The organism is Limosilactobacillus pontis DSM 8475, assembly GCF_001435345.1.
Taxonomy (GTDB): Bacteria; Bacillota; Bacilli; order Lactobacillales; family Lactobacillaceae; genus Limosilactobacillus; species Limosilactobacillus pontis.
This window is the reverse complement of the sequence record NZ_AZGO01000065.1, coordinates 194,795-214,457: the sequence shown is the minus strand read 5'-3', so window position 1 is coordinate 214,457 and position 19,663 is coordinate 194,795. Positions and strand designations below refer to the sequence as shown.

Below are 19,663 nucleotides of genomic sequence, written 5' to 3'. Positions count from 1 at the left end.
CCCATCTGAATGCCGGCCCATCAGCCGATTGACCCTTCCATCTCGAAGCTAATCAGCCGGTTCAATTCGACCGCATACTCCATCGGTAACTGCTTCGTAAACGGCTCCACGAAGCCCATGATGATCATCTCGGTGGCCTTGGCCGCGGAGATCCCCCGGCTCATCAGGTAGTAGAGCTGCTCCTCTGAGATCTTTGAAACCTTGGCCTCGTGCTCCATGGCCACGTGGGCGTTGTCGATCTCGTTGTAGGGGATCGTGTCCGACGATGACTGGTCATCCATGATGATGGTATCACATTCGACGTGGCCCTTGGAACCATCGGCGTGCTGGCCGAAGCGGACCGTCCCCCGGTAGTCGGTTGAGCCCCCGGTTCTGGCAATCGACTTGGAGACGATCGAGCTCGAGGTGTCCGGGGCGTTGTGGATCATCCGGGCCCCAGAATCCTGGTGAATCCCGTTGCTGGCCACGGCGATTGACAGCATCGTCCCCCGGGCACCCTCCCCGTTAAGGTAGACACTCGGGTACTTCATGGTGACCTTGGAGCCGAGGTTGCCATCGACCCACTCCATCGTGGCGTGGGCAACCGCGGCGGCCCGCTTGGTCTCCAGGCTGTAGACGTTATCGGACCAGTTTTGGATGGTGGTGTAGCGGCAATAGGCGTCCCGAGCGACGTTGACCTCAACCACCGCGGCGTGGAGGCTGTCGGACGAGTAGTTGGGGGCGGTACACCCCTCGACATAGTCCACACTGGCCCCCTCATCAACGATGATCAGTGTTCGTTCAAACTGGCCGGTGTTCTCCGCGTTCAGCCGGAAGTAGGACTGGATCGGGGTCTTGACCTTGACGCCCTTGGGCACGTAGATGAAGGAGCCGCCGGACCAGACGGCAGCGTTTAAGGCCGCGAACTTGTTATCGGTCGGTTGAACCAGCTTGCCGAACCACTTTTTAAAGAGGTCCGGATACTCTTTAAGGGCGGTGTCGGTATCGGTGAAGATGATCCCCAGTTTGGCAAACTCCTTCTTCATGTTGTGATAGACCACCTCGGACTCGTACTGGGCCGCGGTCCCGGCCAGGTACTTCCGCTCGGCCTGGGGAACCCCCAGCCGGTCAAAGGTCCGCTTGAGGTCGGCCGGTACGTCCTTCCAGTCACGGAACTTCTTGTCGGTCATCTTCTGGTAATAGAGCATGTTATCCAGGTCCAAGCCGGAAAGGTCCGGACCAAACTTGGGCATCGGTAGCCGGCGGTAGGTGCGATAGGCCTTCAGGCGGTAGTCCAGCATCCACCGGGGCTCATTCTTTTCTGCCGAGATCTTGCGGACGATTTCTTCGGTGAGGCCGCGCCCGGTTGAATAGACCGGTTGGACGTCGTCGTGAAAACCGTACTCATAGTTCTCGTCGTCGATGGTGCTGGATGCGGTTTGCTTACTCATTGTCATCCTCCTCGTCACTATCCTTCAGTAAAGCCCGCTGCAGTGCCCACCACGCCAGGGTGGCGCACTTGATCCGGGCCGGAAACTCCATGATGCTGGTCAGGACCTGGGCGTCGCCGAGCTGGTCCAGGTCGGACCGGGAATGCTGCTGGCCAATTGCCATGTCGGAAAAGGTTTTGGCCATCGCCAGGGCCGCCGTCGTCGTCTTCCCCTTGACGGCCGCGGTCATCATGCTGGCCGAAGCCTGACTGATCGTGCAGCCCTCTCCGGTAAAGGCGATATCCTTGATCCGGTGGTCGGCGACGTTGACCTGCAGGTTGATCGTGTCGCCACAGGTCGGGTTGTGCAGGGTCATCGTGTTGGTGGCCGTGGGCAGCTTCCCCTTATTGTGTGGGTGGCTGGCGTGGTCCAAGATCACCTCACGATATAGGCCATTTAGTTTAGATAGTCCCACGGTTAAAGAACTCCTTTGTCTCTTTGATTGCTCTGATCAGCTGGTCGGTATCCTCCCTGGTGTTGTAGAAGGCGAAGCTGGCCCGAGCGGTCGCCGTCACTCCCAGCTTTTCCATCAGGGGCTGGGCGCAGTGGTGGCCAGCGCGGATCGCGACTCCCTCCATATCGAGGGCCGTAGCAACATCATGGGGATGGAGGTGGGCCAGGTTGAAGGCAAGTACCCCGGTATGCTGACGGGGATCCTGAGGCCCGTAGACCGTCACGTACGGCAGGGCGGTCAAGCGCGGCAGGACGGCGGTAACCAATTCCCGTTCCCGGGCCTGAATATTATCCATCCCCAACCCTTGCAGGTAGTCAACCGCCGCCCCGAGACCCACCGCCCCAGCGACGTTCTGGGTACCGGCCTCAAACTTGAAGGGAATATCGGCCCAGGTGCTGTCGTCCCGGTGGACATCACCGATCATCTCACCGCCATACTGGTACGGTGGCATGGCCCGCAGGAGGGCGGCCTTGCCATAGAGGACCCCGATTCCCATCGGGCCCATCATCTTGTGACCCGAGAAGGCGTAGAAATCAACATCGAGATCCTGAACGTCAACGGGCATGTGCCCCACCGCCTGGGCGCCGTCACCGACGATCACCGCCTTGTGCTGGTGAGCCAGGACGGCCAGCTCCTTGAGTGGGTTCACCGTGCCCAGAACATTGCTGGCGTGGGTCACGGCCACGATCTTCGTTCGATCAGTGATTTGCCGTCGGGCAGCGGCCATGTCCAGCTGACCCTGGGCGGTCAGGCCGATGTACTTGAGGGTGGCGTGCTTGCGGCGGGCCAGCTGCTGCCACGGGATCAGGTTGCTGTGGTGTTCCATGATCGAGATGACAATCTCATCGCCGGCCTGGATGTTGGCCTCCCCATAGGAAGCAGCGACCAGGTTCAGCGCATCCGTGCACCCCTTGGTGAAAATGACCTCGGCGCTGGACCGGGCATTGATAAAGTGCTGGACCTTGACCCGGGCACCCTCGTAATCCTCGGTGGCGCGCTCGGCCAGGGTGTGGACACCCCGGTGGACGTTGGCGTTATCGTGGATGTAGAAGTCCTGCAAGGCCGCCAGAACCTGACGGGGCCGCTGGGCAGTGGCCGCATTGTCCAGGTAGGCCAACCGTTCATCATTGACCCGCTGGCTGAGAATCGGAAAATCGCTTAAAACATCATTGATATTGAAGGCCATCGGTAAGCTTCCTTTCTAAGACATCAATCATCTTATCCCGAACGTCCTGAGAGGGGATGGCGGCCAACACCGCTCCCAAGAACCCCCGGATCACCATCCGCTGGGCCTGGGGACGCGGGATTCCCCGGCTCATCAGGTAGTATATCTGCTGAGGGTCGACGGGCCCAACACTGGCCGCGTGCCCCGCCTGGACATCATTCTCGTCGATCAACAGGATCGGGTTGGCATCCCCCCGGGCCTGGGGTGACATGATCAGGACCCGGTTCTGCTGGTCGGCCTGGGCGCCGTGTGCCCCGTGGATGATTTGACCAATCCCGTTGAAAATCAGCTCAGATTGTTCGAGGATCACCCCCCGCTGGTTGATCAGGCCGGTTGTGTGCTTGCCGCGGTTGGTGACTCGGTTGTTGATGCCAACCCGCTGCTTACCGGTGGTGACCGCGATCACCTTTGAATTAGCGTACCCGCCCGTACCGAGCAGCTCGGCATCCATGTCGCCGACCGTATCGCCAGCGTTCATGACCCCGACTGCCCATTCGACGTGGGCGTCGCGACCAATGTCGGCCCGACGTTTGAAGTAGGTGTGGGTGGTGGGGCCCAACTCGTCCAAGGAGGAGAAGTCAATCTCACTGCCATCGCGGGCGATCAGCTCAACCATCATGTTGGCCGGGTTGGTGTGATCCCCAATCGACGTGAGGTGTTGGATAAACTTGACCCGACTCCCTTGGTCGGCAACCACCAGGATGTGTGACACTAGCGGCTCATCCTGGGTGTTGTCCTGAATGAGCTCCGCCATAATCGGTTGCTCCACCACCACGTTCTTCGGAACATAGAGGAAGAGGCCGGCATTCAGGTAGGCCTGGTGGTAGGCCGTCAGCTTGTTTTCATCGGCCCGGATGGCGGACATGAAGTACTTATCAAATAGGTCAGCGTGGTCACGGGCCGCGGTGAAGATGTCAGTCAGGATCACCCCCTGGTCGCGTAGGGGTTGGGGAAGGGACAGGCTGACCGTGGTCCGACCAAGCTGGGTCACCCGAACCACCGCCTCGTCCAGCCTGGTTGACGCCAAATTAGTTGCCGACGATTGGCACCAGTTCAGGGGCCGGTCGGCAATCAGCGGCCAGTCTTGGAAACGAAAACGTTGCATCCGTGGCCGGGGAAGCTGCCCCATCAGTTCCAGCCCCCGTAACCGCCGCTGGCGCAGGGTATCCGGTTCGCTGTTCTGCCGGCTGGCGGCCGCTAACTGGACCCGTCGTTGCTTTTCGTCTGTCATCATTGCCGCCCCCTAGTCTTCGTCATCGACGAGCTTGATGTCAAGCCCCAGCTCGTCCCGTAGGCCAGCGTAACCCTCGTCCTCCAGCTTCTTGGCGAGGTCAGGGCCCCCGGTCTTGACGATCCGGCCGTCCATCATGACGTGAACCGTGTCGGGCACGATGTAGTTCAACAGGCGCTGGTAATGGGTGATGATCAGAGCGCCGAAGCTGTCGCCGCGCATCGAGTTAACCCCCTTGGCCACCACCTTCAAGGCGTCGATATCCAGGCCGGAGTCGATCTCGTCGAGCAGGGCAAAGTGGGGATTGATCATCAGTAGCTGTAGGATCTCATTACGCTTCTTCTCCCCACCAGAGAAACCCTCGTTGAGGTAGCGCTCCGTCATCGACTCACTCATATCAAGCAGTTTGAGGTTACGGTCAAGCCGTTTGATGAAGTCCATCACCGAAATCTGGTCATCGTCTGGACGACGGGCATTGATCGCGGCCCGCAGGAACTCGGCATTGGTGACCCCTTGAATTTCAGCGGGGTACTGCATGGCCAGGAACAGTCCCCGCCGTGCCCGCTCATCGACTGGCATGTCGAGGACACTCTCCCCGTCCAACAGGATATCCCCCTGGGTGACGTGGTAGTTGGGGTGACCCATGATCGTCTGCGACAGGGTCGACTTCCCGGTCCCGTTCGGCCCCATGATGGCATGAATCTCGCCAGTCTGCATCTTCAGGTTGACCCCCTTGAGGATTTCCCTTGCTTGTTTCTGCTCCTCGTCCTGGACGGAGACGTGTAGGTCTTTGACTTCTAGCGTTGCCATAAAATATTCCTCCTGGTGTAATCGGTCGTGCCCACCAAGTACTGGCTGGGGCGGTGGCAAATAAAATAAGAAACGTTACGAGGCTCATTATATCTGAATATCAGCGATAGTAAAACAGGCTCCCGAGCCCTGGAAAGATCTTCGCGGCGCTGAAGCCCGTCCGCTCGCAGCTGCTTAATTTTATAATAATTAACGTGCTAGTGGTGATACCTATTTTTAGTTTGACAGCTAACTAATTACTAAATATAATTCCAGATGAACAATATTGGAGAGGAATGATTAACGTGGCGAACACCATGATCAACATCGGTCGCCTGATCAAGCAGGCTGACATCAGTCTTACCCGGCAGATGAACGACCTGGCGCGGCAAAACGACCTGACCGGGACCCAGATGAACGTCATTGACTTTCTGAGCCGGCAGGAAAACGTGGCCGCCGACCAGCAGGCCATCGAGCACGAATTCAACATTCGCCGGTCGACCACCACGATTGTCCTCCAGCGAATGGAGAAGCGGGACCTAATCCAGCGGATCGTCGACCCCGATGACCGCCGTAAGCGCCAGGTTCAACTGACCCCAGTCGCCCAGGAGCTGGTCCCGGTCGTGCACGATTACATTCAAAAACAGGAGCGCCGGTTGACCAGCCGCTTCACCAACCAGGAGCTGGCCACCGTCGCCCGGGTCTTAAGGTACATCAAGGAGGATGAATAATTAATGGCAAAAGATAATGTTAAGATTCCAGCAAGGGTCATCGCGGCGGTGGTGGCCACTGGCCTGCTGTCGTTCTGCGGGGTCATCGTTGAAACAGCGATGAACGTCTCCTTCCCCAAGCTAATGGCCAAATTTAATGTGACAACCAATGTGGTCCAGTGGATGACCTCGATCTACCTGCTGATTGTGGCCATCATCGTCCCCCTGTCGGCACTATTGAAACGGGCCTTTCGTACCAAGCCTCTCTTCTTGACCGCGGTGACCTTCTTCATCGTCGGGGCGGTCACTGATGCCCTGGCGCCGAGTTTTCCGCTTCTCCTGCTCGGTCGGCTGATTCAGGGGATCGGGACGGGGATCTCCCTGCCGCTGATGTTTAATATCATCATGGAGCAGGTCCCCCGCCAGCGGATCGGTCTGATGATGGGCTTCGGCAACCTAATCACCGGGATCGCCCCGGCCATTGGACCAACCTTTGGGGGCATCATCGTCTCCAGCCTGGGCTGGCGGTGGATCTTCTACACCCTCCTACCCGTCCTGATCGTCGCTCTCCTACTCGGCTCCTGGGGGATCCAGCAGAAGTCCGCCACCACCCGGCAGCACTTCGACGTCCTCAGCTGCCTGCTGATTGCTGTCATGTTCACCGGCCTGGTCTACGGGTTCAGCAACCTGGCCGCCCTGCCGCTGTTAAGCTGGCAAGTTGGCGGGGCCATTCTCGCCGGATTGGTTGCCATGGGACTCTTGAGCTGGCGATCCCTCGTCATTACCACACCGATTCTGGACCTGCACCTGCTTGCCAACCACCGCTTCGCTGGTCACGTCCTGATCTTCTTCTTGACCCAGATGTGTTCGCTGGGCTTTGCCTTCCTGTTACCTAACTACATCCAGCTGGTCAACCGCAACATGGCCCTGGTTGCCGGACTGGTGGTGATGCCGGCCGGCTTCTGCGGTGCAATCCTCGCGCCAATCGGTGGACGCCTGCTGGACACGTACGGTCCCAAGAAGCCCATTCTGGCCGGCGCACTCCTGATGACCGTTGCTATCCTGGTCTTCACAACCTGTTCACGGGCCATGGGTAACCTGACCATCATGATCGTCTACATGTTCTACATGGCCGGGATGGGGTCCTTGATGGGGACGATCATGACCAGCGCCCTCGCCAGCCTCCCCCGGGACAAGCAGGCCCAGGGAAACGCCATCCTCAACACCCTGCAACAGTTTGCTGGGTCGATGGGGACCTCCCTGGTGGCGATGATCGTCGCTAAGAGCCAGGTCGGCGTCGGTAAAAGTGCAGCCGCTACCGCGCTGGGCACCCAGCACGCATTCGTATTGATGTTCGTCTTTGCGTTCATCATCGCGGGCACGGCCATCCGTTTCGATCCGCGCCAGCTGAAGTAAGGTTTTGATGGTTCTCTTTTTGGGGGACCATTTTGTTTAGTTTTTCGGTTAGAGTAAATCACGACTTGACATTCAATTGCAAAAAAACAGCCCGGCGAGCGCATTCGTCGGGCTGTTTTGGGATTGATTTAGCCGAATAAGGCGGCTAACCAGCCACGTCGCGGCCGGGCGCGCTTGGCGCTGGCTTCCTTGATCTCCAACAGGTTGGTATCGAGGTTGTGGGCAATGTTCATCGTATCATCCCCTAGTCGGTCAGGTAGCTGAGTGGCTTATCGACGTTCACCTTGGTCCCCTGATACTTCTGCTTGATCCACTGCTGGATCTGCTGGTTGTGGTAGAGGGTGACCAGCTTCTTGTAGTTCTTGTTATCACGACTCTTCTTGGCCGTCGCAATCACGTTAATGTTGTTCTTGGTACTCTGGTCAACCTGCTCGTGGGCGATTGAATCCTTGAGTACGTTCAGGTGCCCAGTCAGGGCGATCGTGTTGCCGATCAGGACGAGGTCGGTGGATTTTAGTACCCGTGGGCCGGTCGTATCATCGATCTCCTTGAACTTGAGGTTCTTCGGGTTGGACGCAATCGCCTCGGTACCGCTGGTCGGGCCAAAGCTCTTCTTCAAGGTGATCAGACCGGCACTCTGCAGCAGGAGCAGGCCCCGGGCAGTGTTAGCCGGGTTGTTGGCAATTGCCACCGTCGCCCCGTCCGGCACCTGACTCAGCTTGTGGTAGCGATCAGAGTAGATCCCCATTGGCTCCAGGTAGGTCGTCCCTAGGGCCGCCAGCTGGGCCTTCTTGTTCTCCTTATTGTAGGTCTCAAGATAGGACCAGGACTGGAAGGCGTTGACGTCGATCTCCCCGCTGGCCGTGGCCTTGTTCAGGGCCACCGGGTCGGTAAAGCTCTTGACCCGGATCTTCAGTCCCGCCTTCTTAGCCTGGTCGGACTTGGCAATGTGCTGCCAGATCTGGACGTCAGGGCCGATTGTTCCCAGGGTGATGGTCTTTTTGCCCAGGGGGCCACCGTTGGCTGCGCTGCTCAGGCCGAGGCCGATGGCGACCACTGCAATGATCCCAACTACCCACCACCAAATCGTGCGTTTCTTTCGTGATTTCCGCATAGAACCCGCTCCTTTCCTAATTAGTTGCTGTCGTTAATCGACGACGTGGCGTTCAAACGGCTGGTCCGAGATCCCCTCGCTGAGGATCTTCTTGGACCATTCCTTGGCGGAGAAGAGGGAATGGTCCCGGTAGTTCCCGCAGGACTCGATGGTCGTCCCCTGAACATCCTCCCACTTGGTCTTGTAAGCAATCTCCTCCAGCGAGGACTTGATGGCACGGGCCACTTCGGTCGTGGAGTGTTCGCCCCAGGTGATCAGGTGGAAGCCGGTCCGGCAGCCGAATGGGGAGCAGTCGATCACCCCGTCGAGCCGGTCACGGAGCAGGCCCGCCAGGAGGTGTTCAATCGTGTGCAGGCCCGCCGTCGGGATGGCGTTCTCGTTTGGCTGAACCAGGCGGAGGTCGTAGTTACTGATCTTGTCGCCCTTGGCCCCCTCCTCGACGGTGATTAAACGAACGTATGGTGCCTTTACCTTGGTGTGATCTAACGTAAAACTTTCAACTTTAGTCATAATAATGATCTCCTTTTCGTATATTTCCTAGTTCCAAACTTCATCGGCAACGTCTTTAATGAGCTTTAATTTCTGCCATTCCTGATCTTCCGTTAAGATATTACCTTCTTCCGTTGATGCAAACCCACACTGGGGGCTCAGGCAGAGGTTGGCCAACGGCACGTGGGCGGCCGCCTCATGGATCCGCTGGATGATCGCCGCCCGGTCTTCTAGGTCGCCACTCTTGGAGGTAACCAGGCCGAGGACGATCCGGACATCCGGCCGCTGGTTCCAGATGGTGGCCAGCGGGGAGAAGTCCCCCGCCCGGTCGCTATCGTATTCGAAGAAGAAGCCGTCATAGTCAAGCTGGGCCAGGTACTTGGCGACCGGCCCATAGCCCCCGGAGAAGAGGAAGGTCGACTTGAAGTTCCCCCGGCAGATATGGGTGGTGATCGTCAGGCCCGCTGGCCGATCCTTGAGGGCCCCGTTGATCACCGTCACTGCATCCGCCGCCAGCTGGACGTACTTGGCGTGGGCAGCCGGGTCATCCTTGCTGGCGTTGAGCTTGCTGATCAAAAAAGCCCAGGTGGTATCGTCGATCTGTAGGTACTTGCAGCCCAGGTCGGCGAAGTGTTTGATCGTCAACCGGTAGGCCTTCGCCAGGTCGGCCAGGTAGTCGGCCCGGCTGTCGTAGAATTCCGGCCAGTTGTCCGACCGGTTATCCCGGAAGAGCATCGTCGGCGACGGGATGGTCTGCTTGGCCACCGCGTCGTCCCCCGCCAATCGCTTGGTGAATTCAAAGGCCTTGAAGAATGGGTGGTCGGGATTGTAGGCCACCTTGCCAGCCAGCTCGGCGTTATCGGTCCGAGTCTTGGCCCCCTGGAACTTATAACTCTGCTGGTAGTCGTACTTGGCAACCCCCTTCAACCCCCAGAGAAAATCGAGGTGCCACCAGCTCCGGCGGAATTCGCCATCGGTCACCGCGTGGAGGCCAAGTGCCTTCTCCTTGTTGACCAGGTCGGTGATATATTCATCCTCCACCTTAGTCAATGCGGCCCGGTCAATTTCGCCGGCTGCCAGCTGGGCCCGAGCGTGTTTAAGCTTGGCCGGCCGGAGGAAGCTGCCGACAATGTCGTAACGATATGGTGCGCGTAAGTTTTCTGTCATGTTGAAGCCATCCTTTCAATGCTTAATGAGAATAAAATGAGATCCTGGTGGATAAAAAAAGCGTCCCGGGGAACGAGCCATTCTTGACTGTTCCGCGGGACGTTAATGATTTTCAATGATTAACGTGTTACCACCCTAATTCGGTGTAGCCTCACGACCACACCCTTACTGGGTACACCACTACTGGTAGACCCGGGCGCTGTACCGGGCGCCACCCGGGAGCTGCTTACCAACCGGCTCGCAACTCGCACTTGCTCCAAGACCATCTTCACATCCCTCGTCAGTACCACTTCTCATCAGGTGCGGCTCTCTGTAACTGCATTAGAATGTTACTCATCTTTTCTAAGCATTTCTTAATTTGATTATCATTATAATATAACGGTTATCTGGATAATGCAAGGAGAAATTATAATTTTCTAACAAAAAATTGGGGCTGTGGGATAAGCCCTACAACCTAGATAAAATACGTACAGCGCAACACACAAATGGCCTCCCAATCCGGTCTCGTTTACTCACATCGGTAGGTCGTCCAGCCCATCGAAGAGGTCGACGGCTTCATCACCACGCGTCACCGGATGTTCACCCGGCAATTGCTGGAGGATCTGCACCAACGCTTCCCGATTGGTGGCCGCCCGCGGGGTCTGGTAGGTGGCGGCGACGGCGAGTTTCCCCGGCCGGTAGTTAGGGTGGTCGTGAAAATCGTAGCGCCGCGTTGCGGTCAGGTGACCACTGACGTCAACCAGGAAGGTGGTGGCCCCAAGTTGACGGATGGCCTGGACATCGCGGTTGAAGCGGTCGGCCGCAACCTTGGCCATCGTCAGGTCGGTTGTCCCCGTCATCAGATAGGCCCCGCAGTTACCAATGACGCTGCCAGCATTCTCCCCGAACTTGGCCCGCAGCTGGGATTCGTCCTGGACCATCATGCACAGGGAGAGGTTCCGACTCCGGGCCGTTGCCAGGTAGTCGTCAAAGTGCGGCACCTGGATGTTCTTGAAGTCATCCAGAAAAAAGCGCATCTTGACGGGCAACCGCCCCGCCGGCTGGTGGAAGGCGTGGTGGTAGAGGAAGCTGAAGAGCTGGTTGTAGAGGACGTTGGCCAGGAAGTTCTTCGCCGGGTCGGCATCGTCGTACAGGACAAATAGGGCCGCCTTGGGCTGGAGAAGGCGGGCAAAGTCCAGCTGGTTGCTGGCCAGCAGGTTGTCGACATCGGCAACCATGTATGGTGACAGGGCCGTTCCCAGGATGCCGACGATGCTGCTCCAGGTCTTCTCCGACCCCTTGCTCCGGGCAACACTGTTCCAGAGACGCAAGGCCACTGAGTCCGGTTTCTCCCCCGCAACCCAGGCGAAGAGCCGTTCACCCAGGCTGACTGGCAGGGCATTGCCGTACTCGTCCTGGTCGTGGTCGAACGCGTACTGGGTGGCCGCTGAGTACCCCAGGCTTGCTAGGACCGCGTTAACGTCCTCATCGGTGCGGTCGATGAGCTCAAACAACCGGGTCACCGTCCCCATCGTCTGCTCGGCGGTCGGCAAAAACTCCTTGGTAAACATGATCAGTGCCTCCAGCAGGGTTGCGGGAGCGTTGGTCCAGAAGGGATCGTCGAAGCTCCGGTGATTATCGTTGCCCGTGATGTCGGCACCGATCACCTGATAGGCAAAGGCAACCACATCGAGCTGGTCGTGCATGTAGTGCAGGGGGTTATAGGTCTGTGAGTGCTTCAGGTCCATTAGGTTGAGGACCTGAAGCTGGTAGCCCTGGGCCCGCAAACTCATCCCGGTATCGGCGAGGATATCCCCCTTGGCGTCCGCCACCACATAGTTAGCATTGGCAGAAAGGACGTTGGGTTCCACAAAGGAATAAGTCTTCCCGGTTCCACTGGAGCCAACGACCAGGGTATTATCGTTGCGCGCCTGGTGATAGTCGATTGGCAGGAAGGTCTGCTCCCCAAAGATCGTCGCGCCCTGCCGGTAGTCCTTCGTCCATGGTGTGGGGGTTACCTGTGGATTATCAGTGTTATGAAAACCGATTGCTTGCATATCTAGAACCATCCTTTCGTGTTTTGTTACCGTCAAACTCGTTCGTACCTATTCAATAATCATCTCCAGTTGTCCCCGGTCCGGGCTGACCTGAACCCTAATTGCCGCGTTGATATCATCGACATCCCCGTCACGCCAGGGGAGGCGCACGGTGGTCGTCTCCCCTGCTGTGTCTACCAGGTCAACATCAACCAGGTCGGGCATGAGGGCGAGCCGGTCATCCAGCATCAGCTGGCACCCCTCGTCATCGAAGGCATCAGTGGGTAACTGGTGCAGGTAAGCCAGATCAACCCGCAGTACAAGATCACGACAGTCCCGGGACCGCGTCAGCTGGCCAGCATCATCAACCGCGATCGCAATGGTGATGCCGCCGATTTTCAGGTCGATGATCGCCTTCACCGGGATCGTGAAGGATTCAAAGTTCTCGGAATTCAAGATCAGTTTGGCAATCTTTGGTGTTCTCATCGTTTTTTCCTCCCCAGAAGTCGTTAGCAACAATTAAAAAAGCAGAATTACACAAAAAAACGTATTATGAGAGCTTTAGTGGTATGGAAGGTATACAAAACAAACCTGCATGGACTTTAATCAGGGTAGACGATACCCGCCATGCAAATCTATTCCTTGAACCCTTCCATAACTACGCGTTCCAAAAGACGCGCTAAAACTTTCATAATACGGTTCTTTAACTTGTAATTCTGCTTCGTGGGCGGCATTAACCAACCCACGACAACTATTCTACTACGTTGCGGGTAGGATGCAAGTATTTTGCTGATTTCGCCGTAAAAAAAATCGGCCCGCTTGGGGACCTATCCTTACGTAATCAAGTTATCTTAACAATATACAAGTGGAATTAATTGTATTGCTAAATTAAGTATTATTATGCATGATCCATGGATAAATTGCAAGGAGAAATTTTAAAAGGGGTTGTAACATAAGCACTACAGCCTAGATAAAATACAAACAGTGCAGTACACAAATGGCCTCCCGTGCCCGGCATAGCCGAACACGAGAGGCCTATTTGTGCTTGCGGGGGTTCGAAAACGAACTAGCAAGCTAGTTCTGCTTCACTCCCAAAAACTAGGTTAATCCTCAAAGACATCCTGCTGCTTACCAGTCAGGGAAATCTTATCCAGACCGTTGTTCAACTTGTAATGGTCAGCGTCAGCCTGTTCCTTCCGGTAGCCGGCCCGGACAAAGGCCGTGGCCAGGTTAGCCATGAACTTCTGACCGGCCGCAGCGGACTCGTAGACCATCTGGTCAAGATACATTGGTTGGTCGGTGCTCTCCCGAAGCAGGGTCACCAGGTAAACCTGCTGGCCAGTCTTGTTAATATCTGACGTGTTTTGCATTAATGACATTCTGCATCCCCTCCTACAACATAATTATACCTGTTATTCGCCAGGAGCCAAGCCCCTCTTGACAATTATTGTGCAAAAGTTAACGTAGTCTTTTCAGTAGTTCAGCCGGATCTGCAGGGATCCCGTCTCGACCATCGAGCCCAGGCACTTCATCGCCAGCTTGTGGGCCTGGGCAGCGATCTGGTCGTTGGCCGCCGTCAGTTTGTTTTCCAGGACCTCCCCATCAAGCCCGGCAGCATCCACATCGGTGGTCAGCAGAATATGCCGACCAGCTGCGATGGTGTTCTGCTTCATCTCCTCGATGGCCGCCTCGTAGCGCTTCGGGTGCTCGTCGCCGATCGTCGCCAGGGCGTGGGTCAGCCAGTACATGTTGGCGATATTGAAGTGTTCCTCGGTGTTCCGGTAGGCCTCCGGGGTGGCGGTGACGTTCGTGTAGAACGGCGCCAGAGCATTGTAGGCGTTGGGGCCAAACGCCAGCCAGCAGATCCCGGCCAGTTTCTCCGGCACGTCCGACCGGATCTGGAGGATATGAACCTCTGAGTTGCGTTGGAGACCAATCGGCCGGAAGGCGTGCTGCTGGGCCGGGGTCCCCAGGTCACTGTACGGATCATATGGGGTGTGCTGGTAGTGCGAACTCAGGGCGTACTTGACGTCCTCGATTGTTAGCTTATGTTCCGGTCGGCGGGCAAACGGCAGGTCCGGATCATCAGGCTGGACATTGGCACCCGGGTTGAAGAGGCGCTGGACGTACCACTGCCGCGGAATGTTGTAACGGTAGTCGGAATCGTTGTGGCTGCCGAAGATATGGCGGAGGTTGTAACGGTCCCCACCATCGACGTTTAAGTGGTGATCGTGGATCAACTGTTCCAGGTCATTGGATGCCATCGCGTCCTGGGACCGGAAGTCGAAGTCGGTCACCGTAAACCAGTTGGGGGCCACCACGTAACAGTCATCAGGGACCCGCTGGGCAACCCAGTGGTGACCACCGATCGTCTCCATGTACCAGACCTCATCCTTGTCGGAGAATGCCACCCCGTTGGATTCGTAGGTCCCGTACTTGGCCAGGTACTTCCCCAGGAGCTGGACCCCCTCCCTAGCCGAGTGGATGTAGGGCAGGACCAGGGTCACCAGGTCCTCCTCACCGACCCCCTGCTTGACCAGCGGGTCGATCCCGAGCACCCGGGGGTTGGTGGTACTGGTCTCGGTGGCCGACATGGTGACGTTGGCGGCGTTGATCCCGGCCTCAGCCCAGACCCCCATCCTCTTGGCGACGGCCGGGATTTCCGGCACCGCCGTGTAGCGCAACGGGTTAGCCGGTAAGGCGAACTTGGCCTTGTTGGTTACCGCCTGGTACGCACGGGGTTGCTGGTCCGGTTCGACCACGACGAAGCGCTTCGGGTTATAGGCGTGACCGAAGTCCTCGTTGCGGGCCACCAGGGTCGAGCCGTCCGCGGTGGCTAGCTTACCGGCCAAGATTGTTGTACATGCCATCTTAAGATCTCCTTTTTATCCAATTAACTTGTGACTACCCCTATTGTAGTCGTTTAATAAACACTCCACAAATTTTTGCCGCAAATAAAAAAGCGGCCTGCGTTAACAGACCACTTATTTAATATCTGATTAGCCTTCGAAGGCCTTGGTCAATGGCGGAACCACCTGCTTCTTCCGGGAGACAACCCCTGGCAGATTCATCCGCTTGTTGTCGCCAAGCTTGTGGCCGAATGCTTCTTCAACCTTGTCCGTGTCGTCACCAACAACCAGCAGCTCGGAGTCGCTGTTCAAGATGTTGGTAGCGATTAGGATGAAGAGCTGGTAGCCGTTTTCGTCCATCAGTTCGTGCATCTTCTTCTCCAGGTCGTCCTGGCGCTTGAAGACGTCATCGAGTTCCACGGCGTTGACCTGGCCGATCCGCATCTTAGTGCCGCCGAGTTCGAAGGTCTTGGCGTCGCCGTCAACGATGGTAGCATCATCCTTGGCATCCACGTTGGCACCGGCCTTCAGCATTGCAACCCCGTACTCCTTGTAGTCCGCAACACCGGCAACCTTAGCCAGGTACTTAACGGCTTCCCGGTCGTGGTCCGTGGTCGTTGGGGAGTTTAGTAACAGGGTATCGGAAATGATGGCAGAGAGCATCATCCCCGCCAGATTGGCCGGAATGTTGATGTGCTTTTCCTGGAACATTTCCGTCAGGATCGTGCTGACACAGCCGTATGGGCGCAGGGTTGCCCACAGTGGTTGGGCCGTGTTGAAGTTGGCCAGGCGGTGGTGGTCAACCAGGTGGGTCACCGTAACCTTGTCGATATCACTGACACTCTGCTGGGGTTCGTTGTGGTCAACCAGCATTACCTTGTCGACCTCGTTAGCAACGGTCTTAACTACCCGTGGTGCCTGCATACCAAACTTGTTTAAGGCAAACTTGGTTTCATCGTTTGGTTCGCCCAGGGCCACGGCCTCAGTCTCGTAACCCAATTGGTTTTGGAAGTATGAGAACGCCATCGCCGCCGTGATCGCATCGGTATCCGGCTTCTGGTGTCCAAAAACTAACTCTTTTTCCATAAAAGATTCCTCCTGTTTGTTCACATTTTGCACCGATCCATTCCGTGCGTGAACCAGTCTCTAATAGTCATTCTATCATGAATAACAGTAAACGTGCATAGCTTTCTAATGCTTGGCCAGATATTCTTTGAGGGCCGCCCACATCTCGGCGTGCTGCCGGTTGAAGAAACGCGGTGCCGGCGCATGCAGGCTGAAGTAGCGGGTCGTCACCGTCTCGCTGAGCTTAGTCGCATACTGGTGGTCATCGACCCGGTTGACCAGGTAAAAGGCATTGACCGGCTGGACCAGATCACCGTTTGGGTAGGTGTAGGTGTCGCTATCAAACATCCCCAGCAGCTTCACCGGCTGGACCACGATCCCCGCGTCTTCCTTGAATTCGCGGACCGCAGTCTGGGCAAAGGTCTCACCAAACTCCATGTAGCCGCCCGGGAAACCCCAGTCACCGGTATCGGCCCGCTCCTGGAGCAGGACCGCCCCCTGCTTGGTCACCAGGGCCCCGGACGCGCTGGTCAAGATCAACGGTCGGTGGCCCACCAGATCACGAATTTCCTTGATATATGCCATTACAATTCCTCCTTAATCTCCCGCTTCCCGGGTAACGGCGAAGAAGCGGTCAACATTGGCCTTATACGCCGCCTCCAGGGCCAGGTCGTGCAGCATCTGCTGGGCCGGAGTCCGGGTAACCGGGACAAAGAGCGGTTGATCGTTACCAGCGACTTCTACCGCCGCCTCCAACTCCTCACAGAAACCATCATGGGCGCTGGCCCGGTCGCCGCGGCTGTTCTGCTGGACCCGAACGGCCACGCGAATATCGCCCAGCGGCAGGATGTTCTTAGCCACCGCAATGAAGATCAGGTCAGCCAGTTGGTCACGCCCGTACAGCTTCTTGACCGGTCCGGTGATCAGGTGGTGCTTGACGTAGTTGCTGACCATTGCGCTGGTCAATCGAACATCCTCCAGGGGTGCCAACTGGGTGTTCAGGTAGGCCGTCACCTGCTCTAAGTAGAGGCCCATCGTCGGCAACTCCGCGTACCGGGGCAGACGGAATGGGCCCTCACACGCTTGTTTCATCCTCATCCCTCGTTTCTCTTGCGCAACTAGCGTGGTTATTTACTGGCCGAATCCTCGACCGCGCTGCCTACTTCCTGTAGGATGTTCGCCTGCTTACGGCGAATCTTGACCGGTGTCCCCTGGGTGTCGGTGTCGATGACGAAGGTTCCATTCGACTTAACCGAGCCGAGGTGGTGGTCACTGATCGCAATGTCTTGGAACATCGGCCGGTCGGTGATCACCTCGAGGTTACCGGTGAAGTCGGCATCGTAGGCCAGGAAGTCGGCAATCTGGTGGGGGTTGCGCTTCAGGCGGTGGAGAACTAGCTCACCCCGCCGCGACCGGGCACCAACCGCAATTTCTTCGAGTGGCATCTCCTTGAAGGCTCCCCGCTGGGTGATCGTGGCGATCCGTTGACCGTCAGTGACCAGGGCCAGGTCGGCCATGACATCATCGTCCTTCAGGTTGATTGCCCGAACCCCGGCCGTCCGAATCCCGGTAACTGGCACGTCGGCAACGTCGAAGCGAACAGCGTACCCATCCCGACTGATCGCCAGCAACGACTGGTTCTTGTCGGCTGGTTCATAGTAGTCAACACTGACGAGGCGCGCATTAGGGCTCTTCAGCTTGATAGCGACGCTGGCATGACTCCGGTAGCGCGAACCCGGCTGGTAGTCGGTGAAGGCCGACTGTTTGACCTGACCATCGCTGGTTCCCATCAAAAGGGTCCCCGGCAGGTCCAAACGGTCGAATATCTTTGCCGTGATGATCTCCTCATCATCCGCCAGGCCAATTGTCTGGGAGATGTGTTCCCCGGTGTCCTTCCAGCGAGCATCGGCAATCTCGTGAACGGGCCGGTAGATGACGTGGCCGAGGTTGGTGAACATGAAGAGGTGGGCCAGGGTGGTGGTCTGCTGGATTAGAAGCGGGTAATCATCCTCGCGCAGGCCGTTTTCATCCAGGGCCGAGGCCTTGAATGACCGCAGGCTGCTACGCTTGATGTAGCCGGCGTGGGAAACCAGGACCATGACGTCCTCCTTGGCCACCGTGACCTTAGTATCGACCTCAAGCTTCTCAACCTGGTCCTCGATCTTAGTCCGTCGCGGGTTACCAAACTCCTTCTTGACCGAGCGCATCTCACGGCGCAGAACCGCCGCCAGCTCATGATCATCGTTTAAGATCAGTTTGAATTCGTCGATCCGCTTGCTTAGCTTAGCCTGTTCATCCTCCAGCTCGGTAACGTCCGTGTTGGTCAACCGGTAGAGCTGGAGGGTGACGATCGCCTCGGCCTGCTCGGCGGTGAACTGGTACTGGTCAACCAGGTTCTGCTTGGCGTCCTTGCGGTTCTTGCTGGCCCGGATCGTCTTGATGACCTCATCGAGGATCGACAGGGCCTTGATCAGCCCCGTGACAATGTGGAGCCGGTGCTGGGCCTTGGTCAGGTTGAACTGGGTCCGCCGCCGGACCACCTGCTTCTGGAAGGCCAGGTAAGAGGCCAGGATGTATTTCAACCCGACCCGCATCGGCCGCTGGTCGTCGATGGCCACCATGTTGAAGTTATAGTTGATCTGCAGGTCGGTGTTCTTCAGCAGGTAGTTGAGGATCCCCTGGGCGTTGACGCCCCGCTTGAGCTCGATGGCGATTCGTAAGCCACTGCGGTCGGTCTCGTCCCGGGCCTCGACAATCCCCTCAACCTTCTTGGCGAGGCGAAGGTCGTTGATCCGCTTGACCAGCTGGGCCTTGTTGACCTCGTAGGGAATCTCGGTAACGTTGATCTGCTGGCGTCCACCGCGCAGGATCTCAATCGCTGTCTTGGCGCGCACGACAATCCGTCCCCGCCCCGTCTGGTAGGCCTTCTTAATCCCGTCGACCCCCTGGACGATCCCACCGGTTGGAAAGTCCGGGCCAGGGATAAATTCCATCAGCTTATCCAGGCTGGCATCGGGGTGGCCCAGCAGGTAGATCAAGGCATCCAAAACCTCAGCCAGGTTGTGGGTCGGAATCTCGGTGGCGTACCCGGCGGAGATCCCCGTAGCCCCGTTGACCAGCAGGTTGGGGATCCGGGCTGGGAGGACGGTCGGTTCCTTCTCCGTGTCATCGAAGTTCAGAGTCATCTCAACCGTGTCCTTGTCGATGTCTTGAAGCATCAGGCCGGCGATCTTACTCAGCCGGGCCTCGGTATACCGCATCGCGGCGGCCGGATCCCCATCCATCGACCCGTTGTTCCCGTGCATCTCAACCAGGGGCTCGCGAAGCTTCCAATCCTGGCTCAGCCGGACCAGGGCCTCGTAGATCGAGCTATCCCCGTGGGGGTGGAAGTTACCCATGACGTTCCCAACAGACTTGGCCGACTTGCGGAAGCCCTTATCATAGGTGTTGCCATCCTTATTCATGGCAAACAGGATCCGCCGCTGGACGGGTTTTAAGCCGTCCCGGATATCGGGCAGGGCCCGCTCCTGAATGATTGACTTTGAATACCGACCAAAACGGTCACCCATGATCTGCTCGAGTGACATGGTCTCAATTTTAGCGCTCTTCACAAAAACGCATCCTTTCTATTCACATCATGAAAAAGAAAGAGACCGGGCAATGACTCAGT

Annotated in this window: 18 protein-coding genes; 2 read left to right on the top strand and 16 right to left on the bottom strand. The window is 57.3% G+C overall.

What is annotated here, in order from left to right:
• Positions 1-20: 20 nt before the first annotated feature.
• From sufB to sufC, 5 genes are read right to left on the bottom strand one after another with little or no spacing between them, the layout of a single operon-like run.
• A complete protein-coding gene (gene sufB / locus FD34_RS07945) occupies positions 21-1,430 on the bottom strand; it encodes a Fe-S cluster assembly protein SufB (protein WP_057808294.1) in 1,410 nt (469 codons plus the stop codon).
• The gene (gene sufU / locus FD34_RS07940) at positions 1,423-1,884 is read right to left on the bottom strand and encodes a Fe-S cluster assembly sulfur transfer protein SufU (RefSeq protein ID WP_057808293.1); all 462 of its coding nucleotides are present in this window, start codon (positions 1,882-1,884) and stop codon (positions 1,423-1,425) included. The genes sufB and sufU overlap by 8 nt, the downstream gene beginning before the upstream one ends.
• Positions 1,871-3,109: a cysteine desulfurase gene (locus FD34_RS07935; protein WP_057808292.1), complete on the bottom strand. Its 1,239-nt coding sequence runs from the start codon at positions 3,107-3,109 to the stop codon at positions 1,871-1,873. The genes sufU and FD34_RS07935 overlap by 14 nt, the downstream gene beginning before the upstream one ends.
• On the bottom strand, positions 3,090-4,379 hold the full coding sequence (gene sufD, locus FD34_RS07930; protein ID WP_057808291.1) for a Fe-S cluster assembly protein SufD: 1,290 nt from the start codon (positions 4,377-4,379) through the stop codon (positions 3,090-3,092). The genes FD34_RS07935 and sufD overlap by 20 nt, the downstream gene beginning before the upstream one ends.
• 12 nt (positions 4,380-4,391) lie before the next feature.
• Positions 4,392-5,189 (bottom strand): Fe-S cluster assembly ATPase SufC, encoded by a 798-nt coding sequence (sufC, locus tag FD34_RS07925; protein WP_057808290.1) that lies wholly within the window; start codon positions 5,187-5,189, stop codon positions 4,392-4,394.
• Between the two features lie 284 nt (positions 5,190-5,473).
• Here sufC and FD34_RS07920 point away from each other — a divergent pair, with 284 nt between their 5' ends.
• Together FD34_RS07920 and FD34_RS07915 are read left to right on the top strand one after the other, a co-directional pair.
• Positions 5,474-5,899, top strand: coding sequence for a MarR family winged helix-turn-helix transcriptional regulator (locus FD34_RS07920; RefSeq protein WP_162255401.1), 426 nt, complete (start codon positions 5,474-5,476; stop codon positions 5,897-5,899).
• A 3-nt stretch (positions 5,900-5,902) separates the two neighbouring features.
• Positions 5,903-7,294: an MFS transporter gene (locus FD34_RS07915; RefSeq protein ID WP_057808289.1), complete on the top strand. Its 1,392-nt coding sequence runs from the start codon at positions 5,903-5,905 to the stop codon at positions 7,292-7,294.
• Between the two features lie 244 nt (positions 7,295-7,538).
• Here the strand turns inward: FD34_RS07915 and FD34_RS07910 are convergent, their stop codons facing one another.
• The 11 genes from FD34_RS07910 to parC form a co-directional block, all read right to left on the bottom strand.
• Complete coding sequence (locus FD34_RS07910; RefSeq protein ID WP_057808288.1) at positions 7,539-8,408, bottom strand: MetQ/NlpA family ABC transporter substrate-binding protein; 870 nt, start codon at positions 8,406-8,408, stop codon at positions 7,539-7,541.
• Positions 8,409-8,441: 33 nt separating this feature from the next.
• Positions 8,442-8,918: an S-ribosylhomocysteine lyase gene (locus FD34_RS07905; protein WP_057808287.1), complete on the bottom strand. Its 477-nt coding sequence runs from the start codon at positions 8,916-8,918 to the stop codon at positions 8,442-8,444.
• Between the two features lie 27 nt (positions 8,919-8,945).
• Positions 8,946-10,064, bottom strand: a complete 1,119-nt coding sequence (locus tag FD34_RS07900; RefSeq protein ID WP_057808286.1) for a vitamin B12 independent methionine synthase — start codon at positions 10,062-10,064, stop codon at positions 8,946-8,948.
• 512 nt (positions 10,065-10,576) lie between these two features.
• On the bottom strand, positions 10,577-12,100 hold the full coding sequence (locus FD34_RS07895) for a VirD4-like conjugal transfer protein, CD1115 family (protein WP_057808285.1): 1,524 nt from the start codon (positions 12,098-12,100) through the stop codon (positions 10,577-10,579).
• Between the two features lie 48 nt (positions 12,101-12,148).
• Positions 12,149-12,565 (bottom strand): hypothetical protein, encoded by a 417-nt coding sequence (locus tag FD34_RS07890; RefSeq protein WP_057808284.1) that lies wholly within the window; start codon positions 12,563-12,565, stop codon positions 12,149-12,151.
• A 617-nt stretch (positions 12,566-13,182) separates the two neighbouring features.
• The gene (locus tag FD34_RS07885; RefSeq protein WP_057808283.1) at positions 13,183-13,458 is read right to left on the bottom strand and encodes a hypothetical protein; all 276 of its coding nucleotides are present in this window, start codon (positions 13,456-13,458) and stop codon (positions 13,183-13,185) included.
• Between the two features lie 93 nt (positions 13,459-13,551).
• Complete coding sequence (locus FD34_RS07880) at positions 13,552-14,949, bottom strand: C69 family dipeptidase (RefSeq protein WP_057808282.1); 1,398 nt, start codon at positions 14,947-14,949, stop codon at positions 13,552-13,554.
• Positions 14,950-15,078: 129 nt separating this feature from the next.
• A complete protein-coding gene (locus tag FD34_RS07875) occupies positions 15,079-16,014 on the bottom strand; it encodes a manganese-dependent inorganic pyrophosphatase (RefSeq protein WP_057808281.1) in 936 nt (311 codons plus the stop codon).
• A gap of 105 nt (positions 16,015-16,119) precedes the next feature.
• Positions 16,120-16,578: an NUDIX hydrolase gene (locus FD34_RS07870; RefSeq protein WP_057808280.1), complete on the bottom strand. Its 459-nt coding sequence runs from the start codon at positions 16,576-16,578 to the stop codon at positions 16,120-16,122.
• Positions 16,579-16,590: 12 nt separating this feature from the next.
• A complete protein-coding gene (locus tag FD34_RS07865; RefSeq protein ID WP_057808279.1) occupies positions 16,591-17,085 on the bottom strand; it encodes a DUF1836 domain-containing protein in 495 nt (164 codons plus the stop codon).
• 35 nt (positions 17,086-17,120) lie between these two features.
• The gene (gene parC, locus FD34_RS07860) at positions 17,121-19,604 is read right to left on the bottom strand and encodes a DNA topoisomerase IV subunit A (protein WP_057808278.1); all 2,484 of its coding nucleotides are present in this window, start codon (positions 19,602-19,604) and stop codon (positions 17,121-17,123) included.
• Positions 19,605-19,663 lie beyond the last annotated feature (59 nt).

Excerpts from the sequence above, each read along its gene's own strand:
- sufB (WP_057808294.1), bottom strand. The coding sequence starts at position 1,430 with ATGAGTAAGCAAACCGCATCCAGCACCATCGACGACGAGAACTATGAG.
- FD34_RS07935 (WP_057808292.1), bottom strand. The coding sequence starts at position 3,109 with ATGGCCTTCAATATCAATGATGTTTTAAGCGATTTTCCGATTCTCAGC.
- sufD (WP_057808291.1), bottom strand. The coding sequence starts at position 4,379 with ATGACAGACGAAAAGCAACGACGGGTCCAGTTAGCGGCCGCCAGCCGG.
- sufC (WP_057808290.1), bottom strand. The coding sequence starts at position 5,189 with ATGGCAACGCTAGAAGTCAAAGACCTACACGTCTCCGTCCAGGACGAG.
- FD34_RS07915 (WP_057808289.1), top strand. The coding sequence starts at position 5,903 with ATGGCAAAAGATAATGTTAAGATTCCAGCAAGGGTCATCGCGGCGGTG.
- FD34_RS07910 (WP_057808288.1), bottom strand. The coding sequence starts at position 8,408 with ATGCGGAAATCACGAAAGAAACGCACGATTTGGTGGTGGGTAGTTGGG.
- FD34_RS07905 (WP_057808287.1), bottom strand. The coding sequence starts at position 8,918 with ATGACTAAAGTTGAAAGTTTTACGTTAGATCACACCAAGGTAAAGGCA.
- FD34_RS07900 (WP_057808286.1), bottom strand. The coding sequence starts at position 10,064 with ATGACAGAAAACTTACGCGCACCATATCGTTACGACATTGTCGGCAGC.
- FD34_RS07895 (WP_057808285.1), bottom strand. The coding sequence starts at position 12,100 with ATGCAAGCAATCGGTTTTCATAACACTGATAATCCACAGGTAACCCCC.
- FD34_RS07890 (WP_057808284.1), bottom strand. The coding sequence starts at position 12,565 with ATGAGAACACCAAAGATTGCCAAACTGATCTTGAATTCCGAGAACTTT.
- FD34_RS07885 (WP_057808283.1), bottom strand. The coding sequence starts at position 13,458 with ATGTCATTAATGCAAAACACGTCAGATATTAACAAGACTGGCCAGCAG.
- FD34_RS07880 (WP_057808282.1), bottom strand. The coding sequence starts at position 14,949 with ATGGCATGTACAACAATCTTGGCCGGTAAGCTAGCCACCGCGGACGGC.
- FD34_RS07875 (WP_057808281.1), bottom strand. The coding sequence starts at position 16,014 with ATGGAAAAAGAGTTAGTTTTTGGACACCAGAAGCCGGATACCGATGCG.
- FD34_RS07870 (WP_057808280.1), bottom strand. The coding sequence starts at position 16,578 with ATGGCATATATCAAGGAAATTCGTGATCTGGTGGGCCACCGACCGTTG.
- FD34_RS07865 (WP_057808279.1), bottom strand. The coding sequence starts at position 17,085 with ATGAAACAAGCGTGTGAGGGCCCATTCCGTCTGCCCCGGTACGCGGAG.